The organism is Pseudomonas sp. Marseille-Q1929 (assembly GCF_017316265.1).
In the GTDB taxonomy this organism is placed as follows: domain Bacteria; phylum Pseudomonadota; class Gammaproteobacteria; order Pseudomonadales; family Pseudomonadaceae; genus Aquipseudomonas.
On sequence record NZ_JAFLWU010000001.1, the window covers coordinates 102,328 to 122,653 of the forward strand.

General features: G+C 60.2%; 16 protein-coding genes. All 16 read right to left on the reverse strand.

What is annotated here, in order from left to right; translation table 11 throughout:
• Window positions 1-68 precede the first annotated feature (68 nt).
• A complete protein-coding gene (gene kdsA, locus J1G37_RS00480; protein WP_010212442.1) occupies window positions 69-914 on the reverse strand; it encodes a 3-deoxy-8-phosphooctulonate synthase in 846 nt (281 codons plus the stop codon).
• 5 nt (window positions 915-919) lie between these two features.
• A complete protein-coding gene (locus tag J1G37_RS00485) occupies window positions 920-2,551 on the reverse strand; it encodes a CTP synthase (RefSeq protein ID WP_010212443.1) in 1,632 nt (543 codons plus the stop codon).
• A 273-nt stretch (window positions 2,552-2,824) separates the two neighbouring features.
• Entirely contained in the window at window positions 2,825-4,135 is a 1,311-nt protein-coding gene (tilS, locus tag J1G37_RS00490) for a tRNA lysidine(34) synthetase TilS (protein WP_207039799.1), read from the reverse strand.
• A gap of 175 nt (window positions 4,136-4,310) precedes the next feature.
• Entirely contained in the window at window positions 4,311-5,258 is a 948-nt protein-coding gene (locus J1G37_RS00495; RefSeq protein WP_017137153.1) for an acetyl-CoA carboxylase carboxyltransferase subunit alpha, read from the reverse strand.
• A gap of 138 nt (window positions 5,259-5,396) precedes the next feature.
• Complete coding sequence (gene dnaE, locus J1G37_RS00500) at window positions 5,397-8,918, reverse strand: DNA polymerase III subunit alpha (RefSeq protein WP_207039800.1); 3,522 nt, start codon at window positions 8,916-8,918, stop codon at window positions 5,397-5,399.
• Window positions 8,919-8,995: 77 nt separating this feature from the next.
• Entirely contained in the window at window positions 8,996-9,628 is a 633-nt protein-coding gene (gene rnhB, locus J1G37_RS00505) for a ribonuclease HII (protein WP_207039801.1), read from the reverse strand.
• Complete coding sequence (gene lpxB, locus J1G37_RS00510) at window positions 9,625-10,764, reverse strand: lipid-A-disaccharide synthase (protein ID WP_207039802.1); 1,140 nt, start codon at window positions 10,762-10,764, stop codon at window positions 9,625-9,627. The genes rnhB and lpxB overlap by 4 nt, the downstream gene beginning before the upstream one ends.
• A gap of 2 nt (window positions 10,765-10,766) precedes the next feature.
• The gene (gene lpxA, locus J1G37_RS00515) at window positions 10,767-11,543 is read right to left on the reverse strand and encodes an acyl-ACP--UDP-N-acetylglucosamine O-acyltransferase (RefSeq protein ID WP_124526026.1); all 777 of its coding nucleotides are present in this window, start codon (window positions 11,541-11,543) and stop codon (window positions 10,767-10,769) included.
• On the reverse strand, window positions 11,540-11,980 hold the full coding sequence (gene fabZ, locus J1G37_RS00520; protein WP_003172281.1) for a 3-hydroxyacyl-ACP dehydratase FabZ: 441 nt from the start codon (window positions 11,978-11,980) through the stop codon (window positions 11,540-11,542). Before fabZ ends, lpxA begins: the two co-directional genes overlap by 4 nt.
• A gap of 108 nt (window positions 11,981-12,088) precedes the next feature.
• Window positions 12,089-13,144: a UDP-3-O-(3-hydroxymyristoyl)glucosamine N-acyltransferase gene (lpxD, locus tag J1G37_RS00525; RefSeq protein ID WP_207039803.1), complete on the reverse strand. Its 1,056-nt coding sequence runs from the start codon at window positions 13,142-13,144 to the stop codon at window positions 12,089-12,091.
• A gap of 3 nt (window positions 13,145-13,147) precedes the next feature.
• Window positions 13,148-13,651 (reverse strand): OmpH family outer membrane protein, encoded by a 504-nt coding sequence (locus J1G37_RS00530; RefSeq protein WP_003172279.1) that lies wholly within the window; start codon window positions 13,649-13,651, stop codon window positions 13,148-13,150.
• A 45-nt stretch (window positions 13,652-13,696) separates the two neighbouring features.
• Window positions 13,697-16,084 (reverse strand): outer membrane protein assembly factor BamA, encoded by a 2,388-nt coding sequence (gene bamA, locus J1G37_RS00535; RefSeq protein ID WP_207039804.1) that lies wholly within the window; start codon window positions 16,082-16,084, stop codon window positions 13,697-13,699.
• A 74-nt stretch (window positions 16,085-16,158) separates the two neighbouring features.
• Window positions 16,159-17,511 carry a sigma E protease regulator RseP gene (rseP, locus tag J1G37_RS00540; RefSeq protein WP_017739114.1) on the reverse strand — a complete coding sequence of 451 codons (1,353 nt, stop codon included), beginning with the start codon at window positions 17,509-17,511 and terminating at the stop codon, window positions 16,159-16,161.
• Between the two features lie 53 nt (window positions 17,512-17,564).
• A complete protein-coding gene (gene ispC, locus J1G37_RS00545; protein WP_207039805.1) occupies window positions 17,565-18,755 on the reverse strand; it encodes a 1-deoxy-D-xylulose-5-phosphate reductoisomerase in 1,191 nt (396 codons plus the stop codon).
• Window positions 18,752-19,558 carry a phosphatidate cytidylyltransferase gene (locus J1G37_RS00550; RefSeq protein ID WP_207039806.1) on the reverse strand — a complete coding sequence of 269 codons (807 nt, stop codon included), beginning with the start codon at window positions 19,556-19,558 and terminating at the stop codon, window positions 18,752-18,754. Before J1G37_RS00550 ends, ispC begins: the two co-directional genes overlap by 4 nt.
• On the reverse strand, window positions 19,559-20,314 hold the full coding sequence (uppS, locus tag J1G37_RS00555; RefSeq protein WP_016974405.1) for a polyprenyl diphosphate synthase: 756 nt from the start codon (window positions 20,312-20,314) through the stop codon (window positions 19,559-19,561).
• Window positions 20,315-20,326 lie beyond the last annotated feature (12 nt).

Here is a 20,326-nt window from a genome sequence, read left to right on the forward strand (position 1 = left end):
CAGGCGACAAGGCTCAGGCCCGGGGGCCTGAGCATTTAGCGTGGGATACTTTACCGGAGAAACGCGGCTTACGCGGTCTCTACCGTCGGAAAACTCTTGACCAGTTCGTCCAACTGCTTGAGCTGGGCCAGGAACGGCTCCAGCTTGTCCAGGCGCAGGGCGCATGGGCCGTCGCACTTGGCGTTGTCCGGGTCCGGGTGGGCTTCGAGGAACAGGCCCGCCAGGGACTGGCTGATGCCGGCCTTGGCCAGGTCCAGCACCTGGGCACGGCGCCCGCCAGCAGAATCGGCGCGACCACCGGGCATTTGCAGCGCGTGGGTCACGTCGAAGAACACCGGGTATTCGAACTGTTTCATGATGCCGAAACCGAGCATGTCCACCACGAGGTTGTTGTAGCCGAAGCTCGAACCACGCTCGCAGAGGATCAACTGGTCGTTACCCGCTTCCACGCACTTGTTCAGGATGTGTTTCATCTCCTGGGGTGCGAGGAACTGGGCTTTCTTGATATTGATCACAGCGCCGGTCTTGGCCATCGCGACGACCAGGTCGGTCTGGCGCGACAGGAAGGCCGGCAACTGGATGATGTCGCACACCTCGGCGACCACGGCAGCCTGTTCAGGCTCGTGGACGTCGGTGATGATCGGCACGCCGAAGGCTTGCTTGATGTCCTGGAAGATCCGCATGCCTTCTTCAAGGCCCGGGCCGCGATAGGAGGTCACGGACGAACGGTTGGCCTTGTCGAAGCTGGCCTTGAACACGTAAGGGATACCGAGTTTCTCGGTCACCTTGACGTACTCTTCACAGACCTGCATCGCCATGTCGCGGCTTTCCAGCACGTTCATGCCGCCGAACAGCACCATGGGCTTGTCGTTGGCAATCTCGATGTCGCCGACGCGAATGATCTTCTGGGCCATCAGGGTTACGCCTTCTTCTGGTGTTGCGTCAGTGCGGCCTTGACGAAACCGCTGAACAACGGGTGACCGTCGCGCGGCGTCGAGGTGAACTCCGGGTGGAACTGGCAAGCGACGAACCATGGATGATCCGGTGCTTCAACCACTTCAACCAACGCGCCATCACCGGAGCGACCGGAGATTTTCAGGCCAGCCTCTTTGATCTGCGGCAGCAGGTTGTTGTTCACTTCGTAGCGGTGACGGTGACGCTCGACGATCACGTCCTTGCCGTAGCAATCGTGAACCAGCGAGCCCGGCTCCAGCAGGCAATCTTGCGCGCCAAGGCGCATGGTGCCGCCCAGGTCGGAGGCTTCGGTACGGGTCTCGACCGCGCCGGTGGCATCTTCCCACTCGGTGATCAGGCCCACGACCGGGTGGCCGCTCTTGCTGTCGAACTCGGTGGAGTTGGCGTCTTTCCAGCCCAGCACGTTACGGGCGAACTCGATAACGGCCACTTGCATGCCCAGGCAGATACCCAGGTACGGCACCTTGTTTTCACGAGCGTACTGCACCGCAGTGATCTTGCCTTCCACGCCACGCAGGCCGAAACCGCCTGGCACGAGGATCGCGTCCACACCTTCGAGCAAGGCAGTGCCTTGGTTCTCGATGTCTTCGGAGTCGATATAGCGCAGGTTGACCTTGGTACGGTTGCTGATACCGGCGTGGCTCATCGCTTCGATCAGCGACTTGTACGCGTCCAGCAGTTCCATGTACTTGCCGACCATGGCGATGGTGACTTCGTGCTCAGGGTTGAGCTTGGCGTCGACCACGGCTTCCCACTCGGACAGGTCCGCGCCGTTGCATTGCAGGCCGAAACGCTCGACCACAAAATCGTCCAGGCCTTGCGAATGCAGGATGCCCGGGATCTTGTAGATGGTGTCGGCGTCTTCCAGCGCGATCACCGCACGTTCTTCAACGTTGGTGAATTGCGCGATCTTGCGACGCGAGGAAATGTCGATCGGGTGATCGGAGCGGCACACCAGCACGTCCGGCTGCAGGCCGATGGAACGCAGTTCCTTGACCGAGTGCTGGGTAGGCTTGGTTTTGGTTTCGCCGGCGGTGGCGATGTACGGGACCAGGGTCAGGTGCATCAGCATCGCGCGCTTGGCGCCGACTTCGAAACGCAACTGGCGGATGGCTTCGAGGAACGGTTGGGACTCGATGTCACCCACGGTGCCACCGATCTCGACCATCGCCACGTCGGCATCGCCTGCACCCTTGATGATGCGGCGCTTGATTTCGTCGGTGATGTGCGGGATCACCTGGATGGTTGCACCCAGGTAGTCACCACGTCGCTCCTTGCGCAGCACGTGCTCGTAGACACGGCCGGTGGTGAAGTTGTTGTTCTGGGTCATGGTCGTGCGGATGAACCGCTCGTAGTGGCCCAGGTCCAGGTCGGTCTCGGCGCCGTCGTGGGTGACGAACACTTCACCGTGCTGGAACGGGCTCATGGTGCCCGGGTCAACGTTGATGTACGGGTCCAGCTTGAGCATGGTGACCTTAAGTCCCCGCGCCTCCAGGATGGCCGCCAATGAAGCCGATGCGATGCCTTTCCCCAATGAAGAAACAACACCGCCCGTGACGAATATGTAGCGCGTCATGAAAAACCCTAGAAGTCTGCGTTAAAGCGGTCCGAGCCGCCGGGGAAAGCGAAGAGAGGCCGAAGCCCCCGATCACCTGCATTAATCACAGTGCACCTTTCAAAAAAACCGCCGCGTTGTGACAGACCAGCAATGAAACACCGGTACGTTGATCGCTACACATTTTTTGGAATCGCCCAGCAAAGACTGCTTGGTAATCGGCAACTGCTGCGATTCAGGCGAATCCACAGAAGTTGTATCAAGAAGGGAGCGTAGTCTACCGGAAAGGCTCTATCAGCTCAAACCTTGATCGCACGTCTGTGGCATCCAATGTAATTGCCAGCCGCCCGACGAGTCGGGCCATAGCCCAGCGAGGGTGGGGACCGCCAGCAATTGCTCGCCCTGATACAGCAGCGGCAATCTGCCACGCATGAAGCCTGGCAAGCCACCTTCGTTCAGCAGGCGCTTCAAGTCACGCCGGCCTCGGCCGGGCACTTCGACGATTTCGCCACCTTGACGATAGCGGATCTCCAGCGGACCTTCGGGTGGCTTGCCGACCAATTCCAAACGACCATTGCCGGGTAACTCTAGTGGGTTTTGCGGTTGGGGCCAGCTCACCGATGCGTCGGAAAAATCCGACCAAGCGGCAGGCACCCACCAGATGCGCTCGGCGCAACGGTGCAATTCGCCGTCGGCAAGGCGCCACAGCGGCTGCGCGTCACGCTTGGCATCCCGCAGGGAATACCAACCGGCCCAGTGGTCGCTGTCGGGTAGACGGGTCAGCGGGGTCAGCCAGTGACGTAATACGTTGCGCTGGCGGGCATCGGAAAGCTCGCGCAATGGCGTAAGCGCCAACGACGGCAATGGAAGCCAAGGAAACGACGACGGCTGATCGACGGTATGCAGGTCCATCTGAGCCAGTTCATCGAGCAGGCTTTGGGCTTCGCTCAGGTGTTCGGCGGTGCGTGCAAGACTGCTGACAGCTTGCGGCCAGCGCTCCGTCAGCAGCGGGAATACTCGGTGGCGCAAGTAGTTGCGCGAAAACCGAGGGTCGGCGTTGGACGGATCTTCAATCCACGTGAGTTGGTGTTCATCGGCATAGGCTTCCAACTCTGCACGCGAGACATCCAGCAGCGGTCGCACCAAATGCCCAGCCGCCAAGTCGCGATGTAAAGGCATCGCCGCCAACCCACGCACCCCTGCCCCGCGCAGCAGGCGAAACAGCAGGGTCTCAGCCTGATCATCGCGATGCTGGCCGGTCAGCAACACCTCACCCGCCCCTGCCACCTCGGCAAACGCCTGATAGCGCGCCTCACGGGCGGCACGTTCAAGGCTGGCGCCAGGCTGGACCTGTACGTGCATAACCCGCAGGGGCACGCCCAGGCGGTCGCAGATCGATTGGCAATGGCTTGGCCAGGCATCGGCGGCGGCTTGCAGACCGTGGTGGACATGGATGGCGTTGAGCTGCGGCAGGTGTTCGGTGCTGGCCAGGAGGTGCAGCAAGACAGTGGAATCAAGACCGCCGGAGAAAGCGACATGCCAGGCGGGGGCGTTGCGCCAGGGGGTCAGGGCTTGCAGGAGTTTGGCGTGCAAAGTTGTTTTCATCACACATCGTCGCCGCAAAGCTGGAATACATTGACCAAGCATACACAAAGCAAATGTGGGAGCTGGCTTGCCTGCGATGCAGTCACCTCGGTACATCAGCTGTACCGAGGTGATGCTATCGCAGGCAAGCCAGCTCCCACAAAAGCCAGCTCACACATTGGGGGCTGCGTTGGTCTTAGAGACCGTAGCTCATCAGGCGCTCGTAACGGCGCTTCAACAGCGCTTCGTTATCCAGCTTCTTGAGCATCGCCAGTTGCGAGCCGAGTTCCGCACGGATGGTCGCAGCAGCAGCAGCCGGGTCGCGGTGAGCGCCGCCCAATGGCTCAGCGATCACTTTATCCACGATACCCAGGCCCTTGAGGCGATCGGCGGTGATGCCCATGGCTTCGGCAGCATCCGGCGCTTTTTCGGCGGTTTTCCACAGGATCGAGGCGCAACCTTCCGGCGAGATCACCGCGTAGGTCGAGTATTGCAGCATGTTCAATTGGTCGCACACGCCAATGGCCAGTGCGCCGCCGGAACCACCTTCGCCAATCACGGTGGCGATGATCGGGGTTTTCAGGCGGGACATGACGCGCAGGTTCCAGGCGATGGCTTCGCTCTGGTTGCGCTCTTCGGCGTCGATACCCGGGTAGGCACCCGGGGTGTCGATGAAAGTCAGGATCGGCATCTTGAAGCGTTCGGCCATTTCCATCAGGCGGCAGGCCTTGCGGTAGCCTTCCGGGCGCGGCATGCCGAAGTTGCGGCGAACTTTTTCGCGCACTTCACGGCCTTTCTGGTGACCGATGACCATTACCGGCTGGTCGTCCAGGCGAGCGATACCGCCCACGATGGCCGCGTCGTCGGAGAAGTGGCGGTCGCCATGCAGCTCGTCGAATTCGGTGAAGATGTGCTGAATGTAGTCCAGGGTGTACGGGCGGCGCGGGTGGCGAGCCAGGCGCGCGATCTGCCAGCTGGTCAGCTTGCCGAAGATGTCTTCGGTCAGGGTGCTGCTCTTGTCCTGCAGGCGAGCGATCTCATCGCCGATATTCAGCGAATTGTCATTGCCGACCAGGCGCAGTTCTTCAATCTTGGCTTGCAGGTCAGCGATCGGCTGTTCGAAATCAAGAAAATTCGGGTTCATAAGCGTCCGTCTTGGGTCGACGGCCAAGGAGTGCCTGGCCAGCCGGTGGTCTATTCGCGCCCTACCTTAAGGGAGAGGCGCGTTTAGGTCGAGATTAAATGTTCAGTCGAGATCAGGCTTTCTACTGCCACCTGGCCATCAACGGTATTGGAGGAAGACGTTGTCTCGCCCGAACTGGTCACGCAAAGCTTGAATCAAGCCATCTGCGGGATCAATTCGCCAGGTCTCGCCGAACTGCAGCATCGCCTTGGCGTCGCTGCCGGTGTACTCCATGGTTACCGGGCAGGCGCCACGGTGGCGTTTGAGCAAGTCACCCAACCAGCGTAGCTGATCGCCCTTGAGCGCCTCGGTTTTCACCTTCAGGCGCAGGCTTTCGGCCAGGTTGGTGCGCGCGTCTTCCATGCTCATGACCCGCTTGATCCGCAGGCGCAGGCCACCGGAGAAGTCGTCGTTGCTGACCTCCCCTTCCACCACCACCATGGCATCGGTCTGCAACAACGACTGCGCCGAATGGAACGCGTCGGCAAACAGCGACGCTTCGATGCGGCCCGAGCGGTCGTCGAGGGTGATGAAACCCATCTTGTCGCCCTTTTTGTTCTTCATCACCCGCAGGGCGATGATCATGCCGGCAACGGTCTGGGTGTCGCGGGCCGGCTTCAGGTCGATGATGCGCTGGCGGGCAAAACGACGGATTTCGCCTTCGTATTCGTCAATCGGGTGGCCGGTCAGGTACAGGCCCAAGGTGTCTTTCTCACCCTTGAGACGTTCCTTGAGGGTCAGCTCCTTGGCCTTGCGATGGTTACCGTAGACGTCCGCGTCTTCTTCGACAAACAAGCCGCCAAACAGGTCGGCGTGGCCGCTGTCGTGGGTGCGGGCGGTCTGTTCGGCGGCCTTGATCGCCTCTTCCATGGCGGTCAGCAGCACCGCACGGTTACGGTCGATATTGGCCTGGTAGGCCTTGGGCTCATCGTGGAAATACGGGCCGAGGCGGTCGAGTGCGCCGCTGCGGATCAGGCCATCGAGGGTACGTTTATTGATGCGCTTGAGGTCAACCCGTGCGCAGAAGTCGAACAGATCCGCGAACGGCCCGCTGTGGCGCGCTTCAACAATGGCCTCCACCGGGCTTTCGCCCACGCCCTTGATCGCGCCCAAGCCATAAATGATGCGGCCTTCGTCGTTCACCGTGAACTTGAACTCCGAGGCGTTCACGTCCGGCGCGTCGAGGCGCAGCTTCATGGTGCGCACTTCCTCGATCAAGGTCACGACCTTGTCGGTGTTGTGCATATCCGCCGAGAGTACCGCGGCCATGAACGGCGCCGGGTAGTGGGCTTTCAGCCAGGCGGTCTGGTATGACACCAGGCCATAGGCGGCGGAGTGGGATTTGTTGAAGCCGTAACCGGCGAACTTTTCCACCAGGTCGAAGATGTTACCGGCCAGGTCGGCGTCGATATTGTTGGTGGCGCAACCTTCAATGAAACCGCCGCGCTGCTTGGCCATTTCCTCGGGTTTTTTCTTACCCATGGCCCGCCGCAGCATGTCCGCACCGCCAAGGGTGTAGCCGGCCATGACCTGGGCGATCTGCATCACCTGTTCCTGATACAGGATGATGCCGTAGGTCGGCGCCAGGACAGGCTTGAGGCCTTCGTACTGATAGTCGGAGTGCGGATACGCCAGCTCGGCGCGACCGTGCTTACGGTTGATAAAGTCATCCACCATGCCCGATTGCAGCGGGCCCGGACGGAACAGGGCCACCAGTGCGATCAAATCTTCCAGGCAGTCGGGCTTGAGCTTTTTGATCAGCTCTTTCATGCCCCGCGACTCAAGCTGGAACACCGCCGTGGTTTCGGCTTTTTGCAGCAATTGGTAGGTCGGTTTGTCGTCCAGCGGGATAAACGCGATATCCAGCGGCGCTTCGTCAACCTTGGCGCGCTCGCGGTTGATGGTCTTGAGCGCCCAGTCGATGATGGTCAGGGTACGCAGGCCGAGGAAGTCGAACTTCACCAGGCCGGCCGCCTCCACGTCATCCTTGTCGAACTGGGTTACCAGGCCGTCGCCGGCTTCGTCGCAATAGATCGGCGAAAAGTCGGTGAGTTTGGTAGGAGCAATTACCACACCACCGGCGTGCTTACCGACGTTACGCACCACGCCTTCAAGCTTGCGCGCCATGTCCCAGATTTCGGCGGCCTCTTCATCGATCTTGATGAAGTCGCGCAGGATCTCTTCCTGCTCGTAGGCCTTTTCCAGGGTCATGCCGACTTCGAACGGGATCATCTTCGACAGACGATCCGCCAAGCCGTAGGACTTGCCCTGCACCCGCGCCACGTCACGGATTACAGCCTTGGCCGCCATCGAACCGAAAGTGATGATCTGGCTTACCGCGTTGCGGCCGTATTTCTCGGCCACGTATTCGATCACGCGGTCACGGCCGTCCATGCAGAAGTCGACGTCGAAGTCGGGCATGGAAACCCGTTCCGGGTTCAGGAACCGTTCGAACAGCAGGTCATATTCCAGCGGGTCGAGGTCGGTAATCTTCTGTACGTAGGCCACCAGCGAGCCAGCACCCGACCCCCGGCCCGGACCCACCGGTACGCCGTTGCTTTTGGCCCACTGGATAAAGTCCATTACGATCAGGAAGTAACCGGGGAACCCCATCTGGATGATGATATCCAGCTCGAAATTCAGCCGATCGACGTAGACCTGGCGCTTGGCCTCGTAGTCTTCGGTGGTGTCCCTGGGCAGCAGGACGGTGAGCCGCTCTTCCAGCCCGTCGAACGACACCTTGCGGAAATACTCGTCGATGGTCATGCCATCGGGAATCGGGAAGTTGGGCAGGAAGTGCTTGCCCAGCTTCACTTCGATATTGCAGCGCTTGGCGATTTCGACGGAGTTTTCCAGGGCCTCGGGCAGGTCGCTGAACAACTCGGCCATCTCGTCGGCGCTTTTGAGGTATTGCTCTTCGCTGTAGTTCTTCGAACGGCGCGGGTCATCCAGGGCACGGCCTTCGCCGATGCACACGCGGGTTTCGTGGGCCTCGAAATCTTCTTTCTTGATGAAACGCACATCGTTGGTCGCCACCAGCGGCGCGCCCAGCGTGTCAGCCAGGGCCACGGCGGCGTGCAGGTGCTCTTCGTCGTTGGGGCGGTTGGTACGCTGCACTTCCAGGTAGAAACGGCCGGGGAAGACCTGCATCCACTCGCGAGCCAGCACTTCGGCTTCCTGCGGGTTGCCGCCCAGCAGCGCGAGACCGACCTCGCCCTCTTTGGCGGCCGACAGCATGATCAGGCCTTCGCTGGCCTCGGCCACCCACTCGCGCTCGATGATGATCGAGCCATTGCGCTGGCCGTCGATGAAACCACGGGAAATCAGTTCGGTAAGGTTGCGGTAACCGACACCGTTCATCGCCAGCAGGCTGATGCGGCTCAGGGCGTTGTCCGGGTCTTTGTTGGACAGCCACAGGTCGGCGCCGCAGATCGGCTTGATGCCGGCGCCCATGGCGTTTTTGTAGAACTTGACCAGGGAACACATGTTGTTCTGATCGGTAACCGCTACCGCAGGCATGTTCATGCCCACCAGGGTTTTGACCAGCGGTTTGATCCGTACCAGGCCGTCGACCAGGGAGTATTCAGTGTGCAGGCGCAGGTGAACGAATGAAGCCGGCATAGTGATCCTGTCTAGAAACTTAGAAACAACAAGGCCCGGGATTGTACCGGGCCTTGAGCAAAACATCAGCCTCGCGACTACAGCTCGCCGAGACCTTCCCGCGCCTCGTAAGCCAGGCGAACCGGGGCGAACGAACGACGATGGATGGGCGTTGGACCGAGGCGCGCGAGGGCTTCCAGATGAACGGGCGTCGGGTAGCCCTTATGGCCACCAATGCCGTAGCCGGGATAGATCCGTTCGAAGGCAGCCATTTCACGGTCGCGGCTGACTTTGGCCAGAATCGACGCGGCGGCAATCGCCGGCACCTTGCTATCACCCTTGACCACCGCTTCAGACGGCATCGCCAGTTTGGGGCAGCGGTTACCGTCGATCATCGCCATTTTCGGGGTGATGTGCAGGCCTTCGACCGCGCGCTGCATGGCGAGCATGGTGGCGTGGAGGATGTTCAACTCGTCGATTTCTTCGACTTCGGCCCGGGCGATGTGCCAGCTCAAGGCCTTCTCACAGATCTCATCGAAGAGCTTTTCGCGGCGGGCTTCGGTGAGTTTTTTCGAGTCATTGAGGCCGAGGATCGGGCGATTCGGATCAAGGATCACCGCCGCCGTGACCACCGCGCCGCACAGTGGGCCGCGACCCACTTCGTCCACACCGGCCACCAGTTCGTGGGCTTCGGCAACCAGGCTGAAGTCCAGGCCCATTTGCGTCGTCATACTGTTTCCTGTTTTTGCCCGATCAAGGTCAGCACGGCATCCGCCGCCTGGTTCGACGCATCACGGCGCAACACGCGATGAATGGCGTCAAAACCACGGGTCTGCTCTTCGCCGTCATCGATCAGGGGTAATACGGTTTGCGCCAGGGCTTCGGGCGTTGCGTCGTCCTGTAGCAACTCCGGCACCAACAGGCGCTGGGCCAGCAGGTTGGGCAAGGAGATGTAGGGGCTTTTGACCATGCGCTTGAGAATCCAGAACGTCAGCGGCGCCAGGCGATAGGCCACGACCATCGGGCGCTTGTACAGCAGCGCTTCCAGAGTCGCGGTGCCCGAGGCGATCAGCACGGCATCGCAGGCCGCCAGGGCCAGGTGCGATTGGCCGTCGAGCAGGGTCAACGGCAAGTTGCGCCCTTCAAGCAAGGTTTCGATTTGTGCTCGACGTTGCGGGCTGGCACATGGCAGCACGAAACGGATGCCCGGTTTCAAGGCCATCAGCCGTTCGGCGGCATCGAAAAACAACGCGCCCAAACGACCGACTTCGCCACCGCGGCTACCCGGCATCAACGCCACCAGTGGGCCGTCGGGCAAGCCCAATTCGGCACGGGCCGCCGCGCGGTCTGCTTGCAGCGGAATGGCGTCGGCCAGGGTGTGGCCGACAAAACGCACCGGCACGCCCTTCTCTTCGTAGAACCTGGCCTCGAACGGCAGCAGGGTCAGCATCAAGTCGCAGCCTTCGCGGATCTTCAGCACGCGCTTCTGCCGCCACGCCCACACGGACGGGCTGACGTAGTGCACGGTCTTGATCCCGGCCTGACGCAACTTGAGTTCGATATTGAGGGTGAAGTCCGGCGCGTCAATACCGATAAAGACGTCGGGCTTTTCTGCGATCAGAGTCTGAATCAGCAACTTGCGCCGAGCCAGCAGCTCGCGCAGACGGCCCAGCACTTCCACCAACCCCATGACCGACAAGCGTTCCATGGGAAAGTAGGAGGCGAGGCCTTCGGCCTGCATCAGCGGGCCACCCACACCGATAAATTCAACCGCAGGATGCTGGGCCTTGAGAGCCCGCATCAGGCCTGCGCCCAGAATGTCGCCGGAAGCTTCACCGGCCACCAGCGCAATACGCAGATTGGCCATGATCAGCGGGTGATGCCGCGAGTCGATGCCTGGATCGAGTCACGGAATATCGCGACTTCCGGGAACAACGCCGACGGCTCGGCCAGTTCGGTCAGCGCCTGGTCAACCGTCAAGCCCTGGCGGTAAACCACCTTGTAGGCACGGCGCAGGGCGTGAATGGCTTCTTCGCTGAAACCGCGACGGCGCATGCCTTCGAAGTTCATGCTGCGGGCTTCGGCCGGGTTGCCGAACACGGTGACGAACGCCGGGACATCCTTGCCGATGGCGGTGCCCATACCGGAAAAGCTGTGGGCGCCGATATGGCAGTACTGATGCACCAGGGTGAAACCGGACAAAATCGCCCAGTCATCAACGTGTACATGGCCGGCCAACGCGGTGTTGTTGACCAGGATGCAGTGGTTGCCGATCACGCTGTCGTGGCCGATGTGGGCATAGGCCATGACCAGGTTGTGGTCGCCCAGCGTGGTCTCGGCACGGTCCTGGACCGTACCACGGTGAATGGTCACACCTTCTCGGATGATGTTGTGGTCACCGATTACCAGGCGTGTTTCTTCACCCTTGTACTTCATGTCCGGGGTGTCTTCGCCTACCGAGGAAAACTGGTAGATGCGATTGTGTTTGCCAATACGGGTCGGACCTTTGAGGATCACGTGTGGCCCGATGACAGTCCCCTCGCCGATTTCAACACCTGCGCCGATGATCGACCAAGGGCCGACCTCAACGTCGGCGGCCAGCACGGCCGACGGATCGATGATTGCGCGAGGGTCAATCAAACTCATAGTTTGCGTTCCGCACAGATGATCTCGGCAGAGCACACCGGCTTGCCATCCACCGAGGCCTGGCATTCAAACTTCCAGATCTGGCGTTTGCAACTGATGAACTTGGCTTCCAGGATCAACTGGTCACCCGGGGTGACCGGATTGCGGAAACGCAACTTGTCGGAACCCACGAAATAGTAAAGCGTGCCGTCGGCAGGCTTGAGGTCAAGCATTTTGAAACCAAGGATACCGGCAGCCTGGGCCATCGCTTCAATGATCAACACGCCCGGCATGATTGGATGCGCGGGAAAGTGACCGTTGAAGAACGGTTCGTTGATGCTGACATTCTTGTAGGCACGAATGCGCTTTTCCTCGACATTGAGGTCCACTACACGGTCCACCAGCAGGAACGGGTAACGGTGAGGCAGGTATTCGCGAATCTCGTTGATGTCCATCATTTCGGGGGGAAGCCTGTAATAAAGATTGGGGGCGGACTAAAAGCACGCCCCGCTAGCAAATCAAGGAGGCAAGTCTAGCGGCTGTGCACACTTGATATGGAAATGGTATCAGCCTTCTGATGAAGCATTACCGCCAGGGGTCACGTCACCCACACGCTTTTCCAGCTGTTTGAGACGTCGAGCCATGTCATCCAGGTGCCTCAAGCGTGCTGCACTCTTGCGCCATTCAGCTGCGGGCTGCATGGCCGTACCGGAAGAATAGGCGCCTGGCTCGGTAATCGAGTGGGTCACCATGGTCATGCCGGTGATGAAGACGTTGTCGCAAATGTCGATGTGGCCTACCAGCCCAACGCCACCGGCCAGCATGCAATGCTTGCCGATCTTGGTGCTGCCGGAAATACCGACACAGGCAGCCATGGCAGTGTGATCACCAATCTGTACGTTGTGAGCGATCTGGATCTGGTTGTCGAGCTTCACGCCATTACCGATCACGGTATCGGCCAAAGCCCCGCGATCAACAGCGGTGTTCACGCCAATTTCCACATCGTCGCCGATCAACACACCGCCGACTTGGGCGATCTTGTTCCAGATGCCTTTCGAGTTGGCAAAGCCAAAGCCTTCCCCACCGATCACGGCGCCCGATTGAATCACCACACGCTCGCCAATACGCACATCGTGGTACAGGGTCACCCGGGGAGCCAGCCAACCGCCGGCGCCGATTTCGCAGCGCGCACCGATAAAGCAATGCGCACCGATCGTGACACCCGCCGCAATGCGTGCACCGCTCTCGATCACCGCAAAGGCGCCAATGCTGGCCGCAGGATCAACCTGGGCATCATCGGCGATGACCGCAGACGGATGGATACCGGCGGCGGCCTTGGGCTTTGGATCAAACAGGTGCGAAGCACGCGCGTAGGCCAGGTACGGGTCGGCCACCACCAGCGCATCCCCGGTAAACCCTTCGGCGTCAGCGGCTTTCAGCAACACGGCTGCGGCTTGGCTGTCGACGAGGTATTTACGGTATTGAGGATTTGCGAGGAAGCTCAACTGAGCTGGGCCAGCCTCCTGCAAGGTGGCTAGCCCAGTGATTTCTTTCTCCGGGGAGCCGCGCAAGTCGGCCCCCAGGAACTCGGCCAACTCGCCGAGCTTGATAGTCGCGGTCATGGTTTACTTCAGCTGGTTCATGCGCTCGATCACCTGACGGGTGATGTCGTATTGAGGCTTGACGTCGATCACGGCGCCACGCTCGAACACCAGGTCAAAGGCACCTTTCTTGATGACTTCTTCCACGGCGCTGTCGAGTTTCGGCTTCAGCTGCTTGAGCATTTCACGGTCGGCAACAGCTTTGGCTTCGTTCAGCTCCTTGGATTGGAACTGGTAGTCACGAGCCTTTTGCTTGAATTCAAGCTCCAGACGCTCGCGCTCGCCTTGCTGCATCTTGTCGCCACCCGCAACCAGACGATCCTGGATGCCCTTGGCGCTGCTTTCCAGGGTCTTGAGTTTGGTCAGTTGCGGGCCGAATTTCTTCTCGGCATCCACGGCATACTTCTTCGCCGCATCGGATTCCAACAGAGCCATCTGATAGTTCAGGACGGCGATTTTCATTTCGGCGAAGGCCGGGGTGGTTACCAGCACGGTGGCCAGCAGAACCAATTGAGTCAACTTACGCACGATGTACTCCTACAGAATCCGTTGTCGTTATCTTGGGTCAGACGCTTAGAACGTCTGGCCGAGGGAGAATTGGAAAATCTGGGTTTCAGCGTTATCCGGTTTCTTGATCGGCATGGCCAGGGCAAAGCTCAACGGGCCAAGCGCAGTCACCCAGGTCACACCTACACCGACGGAGCTGGCCAGGTTGCTGAGGCTCACGTCGTTGCACTGAGTGTTGGACTTGATGCCACTCGGGTTCCTGACCTGCTCGCACTTGGAATCGAACACGTTACCCACGTCCCAGAATACCGAAGTACGCAGGGAGCGCTGATCCTTGACGAATGGCAGCGGGAACAAGATCTCGGCACCACCCTGGATCAACACGTTACCACCGAATGGCAGCGGGTCGTTGTCGGAGTCAGCTACGGTGCCCTGGTTACCGGTGATACCAACGCCACGGCTCGGAGTACCGCGAGGCCCCAAAGTGCTGTCCTTGAAGCCACGTACGGAGTTGAAGCCACCCGCGTAGTAGTTCTCGTAGAACGGCAGACCATTGGTCGAACCATAACCGTCGCCATACCCCAGCTCAGTGTGCAGGCGCATGGTGTAGTTGTCGCTCAACGGCTGGAACAGCTGGCCGCGGTAATCAAGCTTGAAGAACGACAGGTCGCTGCCCGGCGTAGTGGCTTCCAGGGTCAGGCTCTGGGAATGGCCACGGGTTGCCAGCACGCCTTTGTTCAAGGTGGACTCGGACCAGCCGGCCGACGCCTTGAAGTTCAGGAACTTGTCACCTTCGGTACGCACGAAGTTGAAGATTTCGTCCACGGTGTACACACCGGTCTTGATCTCATCCTGTTGCGCGGTCAGGCCGAAGGTCAGACGCGAGGTCTCACTGATCGGGTAACCAATGTTCACGCCAGCACCCAGGCTGTCGATCGCATAGCTTGCAACGTCAACGTCGAGGTCTTTGTAGTCGGTGGTGCGGTAGAAGGCGTTGTAGCCCAGGCTCACGCCATCGGCAGTCCAGTAGGGGTCGACATAACCGAAGTTATAGCGGCTCTGGTATTCGCTGCGGGTCAGGCCGATGGAAACCTTGTTACCGGTGCCGAGGAAGTTGTTCTGGGTAATCGAACCACCGAGGATCAGGCCGGCACTTTGTGCGAAGCCGACGCTGGCGGTGATCGAACCCGACGCTTGTTCTTCTACGGCATAGTTCACGTCAACCTGGTCATCTACACCCGGTACGGCCGGGGTTTCGACGTTCACTTCCTTAAAGAAGCCCAGGCGCTCAAGACGGGTCTTGGACTGGTCGATCAGGTAGGTCGAAGCCCAGCCACCTTCCATCTGACGCATTTCACGACGCAGCACTTCGTCCGCAGACTTGGTGTTGCCACGGAAGTTGATGCGGTTCACGTAGGCACGCTTGCCTGGGTCGACGACAAAGGTGATGTCCACGGTGTGGTCATCATCGTGCGGAGTCGGCACGCCGTTGACGTTGGCGAAGGTATAGCCTTCGTTACCCAGGCGACGGGTGATCAGTTCGGAGGTGGTGGTCATCAGCTTGCGCGAGAACACCTGGTCCTTCTGCACCAGCAGCAGGGCCTTGACCTGATCCTCAGGAACCTTGAGGTCACCGCTGAGTTTCACGTCACGAACCTTGTACTTCTCGCCTTCGTTGACGTTGACGGTGATGTAGACGTGTTTCTTGTCCGGGGTAATGGACACCTGGGTGGAGGCAATATCCATGTTGATATAGCCACGGTCCAGGTAGAAGGAACGCAGGCGCTCCAGGTCACCGGAGAGCTTTTCACGGGCGTACTTGTCGTCGTTCTTGAAGAACGACAACCAGTTGGTGGTCTTCAGCTCGAACAGATCGATCAGGTCGTCATCAGCGAACTTGGTGTTGCCCACCACGTTGATGTGCTGAATGGCCGCCACGGTGCCTTCGTTGATGTTGACCTTGAGGCCGACACGGTTACGAGGCTGTGGGACCACTTCGGTTTCCACGGACGCCGAGTAGCGACCCTGGGCAACGTACTGGCGTTGCAGTTCGTTACGCACACCTTCAAGGGTGGCGCGCTGGAAGATCTCACCCTCGGCCAGGCCGGATTGCTTGAGACCCTTCATCAGGTCTTCAGTAGAGATCGCCTTGTTGCCTTCGATCTCGATACTGGCGACGGAAGGTCGCTCAACCACGGTGATGACCAGGACGTTGCCTTCGCGACCCAGTTGGATATCTTGAAAGAAACCGGTTTTGAACAGCGCACGAGTGGATTCCACCAGGCGACGATCATCAGCCTGTTCCCCGACGTTCAACGGCAGCGCACCAAAGACGCTACCCGCGGAAACCCGCTGGAGGCCGTTGACGCGAATATCGGAGATGGTGAAGGACTCGGCGTGAACTTCGGCGATCATCAATACGGTGAGAACCGCAGTTAGCAGCAGACGTTTCATGAAGTCCTTTCTTATTCCAACTGGCAATAAACAAACTGCCGCAAAATGCGGCAGATTCGCAATTCAGCGAAGCGTTACAGACGTCCCAGATCGTTGACCAGAGCTAACAACATCACCCCGACCACCAAACTGATACCGATCTGTATCCCCCAACCCTGCACCCGATCCGACAAGGGGCGACCACGCACCCACTCGACCAGATAAAACAACAGATGCCCCCCATCCAATACTGGGATGGGCAGCAAATTCAGAACACCCAGGCTAATACTCAGATAAGCCAGGAAATTCAGGAAATCTGCGACACCCGACTGGGCAGAAGCGCCCGCCACTTTAGCAATGGTTATCGGTCCACTCAAGTTTTTTACCGAGAGCTCGCCGAACAACATTTTCTTCAGGGATTCGAGGGTCAGTACACTCATGGTCCAGGTACGTTTCGCACCCTCGCCAATCGCCTCCAAAGGCCCGAAGCTGACCTCGCGCAGCATGGAGGGCGGCCACTCCGGACTCTTCACCCCGGCACCGAGATAACCCCCGGCCGCCTTGGCCTCCCCACGCAACGACAGGGTTACGGGGACGTCGATTTGAGCACCTTCGCGTTCGACTTTCAGCACAATTTTGGTATCAGGACGTACACGCACCAGGTCAACCACTTGCTGCCAGTCGCCCAGCGCCTGACCATCCAGGGCCAACAGGCGATCACCGGTCTTCAGGCCGGCAGCCTGGGCCGGACCTTTCGGATCCAGCTCGGCGAGCACGGGCGGCAAGCTTGGACGCCAGATACGAATGCCCAGCGACTTGATCGGATCGGGCTCGTCAGCGCCCTGCAACCAGCGATCCAACACCAGTTCACGCGGGGTCTCGGCCGTCGAATCCTGCTCACGCACTACTACCTTGACGGTACCGCTCTCGCCAAGACGTCGCACCAGCTGCAAGTTGACCGCGCCCCAACCGGTGGTCGGTTCGCCATCAATTGCAACAATTTCCTGGCCAGCGGCCAACCCAGCCTTGGCGGCAATGCTATCGGCTTCGACCGCGCCGATGACTGGGCGCACCTGCTCGCTGCCCAGCATGGCCAAGACCCAGAAAAAAAACATCGCCAGCAGGAAGTTGGCGATCGGCCCGGCAGCAACGATGGCAATTCGCTGACGAACGGTCTTGCGATTGAAGGATTGGTCCAACTGATCAGCCGGCACTTCGCCTTCGCGCTCATCGAGCATCTTGACGTAGCCACCCAACGGGATCGCCGCGATCACGAATTCGGTGCCCTGGCGGTCGTGCCAGCGCAACAACGGCATGCCGAAACCGACGGAAAAGCGCAGTACCTTGACGCCGCAACGACGCGCGACCCAGAAATGGCCGAATTCGTGGAAGGTAACCAGCACACCCAGAGCAACCAGGGTGCCGACAATCATGTAGAGCGCACTCATCTAATTTCTCCGCATTCCAATCCAGTGCCTGAAGGCTCAAACCCGCCCACAGGCTAACGCGCGTTGCGGTTCAACCATTGCTCGGCCAGGGCCCGGGCCTTTGCATCTGCCTCGAACACTGCCGCCAAATCATTTACCGCGACCACAGGCTCAAGGCCCAGGACGTCCTCGATGATACTCGCGATCTGCGGAAAGCGGATGCGCCCTTCGAGAAACGCCGCCACCGCCACTTCATTCGCCGCATTGAGCATCGCCGGCGCACTGTTGCCCGCCTCTGCCGCTTGCCGCGCCAGACGCAGGCAAGGAAACCGCTGCTCGTCCGGCGCTTCGAAGTCCAGGCGGGCAATGGCAAACAGGTCCAACGGTGCCACGCCAGAATCGATCCGCTCAGGCCAGGCCAGGGCGTTGGCGATCGGCGTGCGCATATCGGGGTTGCCCAACTGCGCCAAAACCGAACCGTCCACGTAGTCGACGAGGGAATGAATCACACTTTGGGGGTGAATCACCACCTCGACTTGATCAGGCCGCGCATCAAACAGCCAGCACGCTTCGATCAGCTCCAGGCCTTTATTCATCATGCTCGCCGAATCCACGGAAATCTTGCGCCCCATGGACCAGTTTGGATGGGCACACGCCTGGTCAGGCGATACGTGCTCCAACTCGGCCAATGGAGTCTGCCGAAACGGGCCACCTGACGCCGTCAGAAGAATCCGGCGCACGCCGACCTGGCTCAAGCCTCGGGCAAAATCACCGGGCATGCACTGGAAGATCGCGTTGTGCTCGCTGTCGAGCGGCAGCAACACGGCGCCGCTCTTGCGCACCGCCTGCATAAAGAGCGTGCCGGACATCACCAGCGCTTCTTTATTGGCCAGCAAAATCTTCTTGCCCGCATCGACAGCCGCCAGGGTCGGGCGCAGGCCCGCAGCCCCGACAATGGCCGCCACGACGGTGTCCACCTCGGCATCCGCCGAGACCTGGCACAAGCCCTCCTCACCCACCAGCACCTGGGTCGCCAGGCCCGCAGCCCGCAGGTCATCCTGCAAGCCTCGCGCGGCGGCTGTCTCAGGCACCACGGCAAAGCGTGGCGCATGGCGCACACACAGGGCCAGCAACTCACTCAGGCGCGAGTAGCCGGTCAGGGCAAACACTTGATAGCGCTCAGGATGGCGGGCAATCACATCCAGGGTGCTCAGGCCGACCGAGCCGGTAGCGCCCAGCACGGTCACTTGTTGCAAGCGGCTCACGAGGCGATCATCCACAGCAGCACGGCAAAGATCGGAATCGCGGCCGTCAGGCTGTCGATGCGGTCCAGCACACCGCCGTGACCCGGCAGCAGGTTGCTGCTGTCCTTGATCCCGGCCTGGCGCTTGAACATGCTTTCAGTGAGGTCACCCACCACCGAGATAAATACGACGATGGCCGTGCCCAGCAAGCCGAGGAAGATCTCCTTCACCGACCAGTCACGCACCACACCGACAGCCAGCGTGATCGCCAACGTCAACGCCAGGCCGCCATACACCCCTTCCCAGCTCTTGCCCGGGCTGACCGCCGGCGCCAGCTTGCGCTTGCCGAACGCCCGGCCGGAGAAGTAGGCACCGATATCAGCGCCCCACACCAGCACCATCACGGCCAGGATCAACTCGTTACCGATGGGGTAGCGCTTGATCTCCACCAGCCCTTGCCAAGCCGGCAACAGGATCAACAAACCAATCACCAGCTTGCAGGCGACGCTGGACCACTGGCTACTGGTACGTGGAAAGGTCAGTACCAGGAAGGTTGCCAACGCCCACCACAAGACCGCCGCCCCCAGCACCCAGGGCGCAATGTCCGGCAGGATGTACATCAGGAACAACAACAGCGCCACGACAGCGGCATACGCCACGCGCGGCAACTGGCTGGTGAACCCGGCCAGGCGCGCCCACTCCCAGGCCCCGAGGGTCACGACCAGGCCGATAAACAGCGCAAAGCTGGAACCGTCGAGGAGGAAAAACCCACACAGGGCAATCGGCAGCAGGATCAGTGCTGTGATGATTCGTTGTTTAAGCATTTAAACCCGGGCTCCAGCTTCGATCTGCTCACTTGTTTTACCAAAGCGACGCTGACGGGAAGCGAAATCGGCCAGCGCATTGCGCATGGCATCGTGTTTGAAGTCCGGCCAGAACAGGTCGGAGAAGTACAGCTCGGTATAGGCCAACTGCCACAACAGGAAGTTGCTGATGCGGTGCTCGCCCCCGGTGCGGATGCACAAGTCCGGCAACGGCAGATCGCCGGTCACCAGGCAGGTTTGCAACAATTCGGGCGTGATGTCGTCCGGGCGCAGGTGGCCGGCCTGCACTTCGCGGGCGAGCCGCTGTGCCGCCTGGGCGATGTCCCACTGGCCGCCGTAGTTGGCTGCAATCTGCAACACAAAACGGTTGGCACCTGCGGTAATGGCCTCAGCCTCGCGCATGGCCGCCTGCAGCTCTGGATGGAAGCGTGAACGGTCACCGATGATACGCAGGCTGATATTGTTGTCGTTGAGGCGCTTGGCCTCACGACGCAGGGCCTTGAAGAACAGATCCATCAAGGCACTGACTTCTTCGGCAGGGCGCTGCCAGTTTTCACTGGAGAAGGCAAAGAGGGTCAGAACCTCGACCTTGGCCTCGGCGCACACCTCAATCACGGCCCGCACCGCATCGACACCCGCTTTATGCCCGGCAACACCCGGCATAAAGCGTTTCTTCGCCCAGCGATTATTCCCATCCATGATGATCGCGACATGGCGCGGCACCACAGAGGGTACAGTCTGCTTGGTCTTTTCCATGAAGGCGTCCTG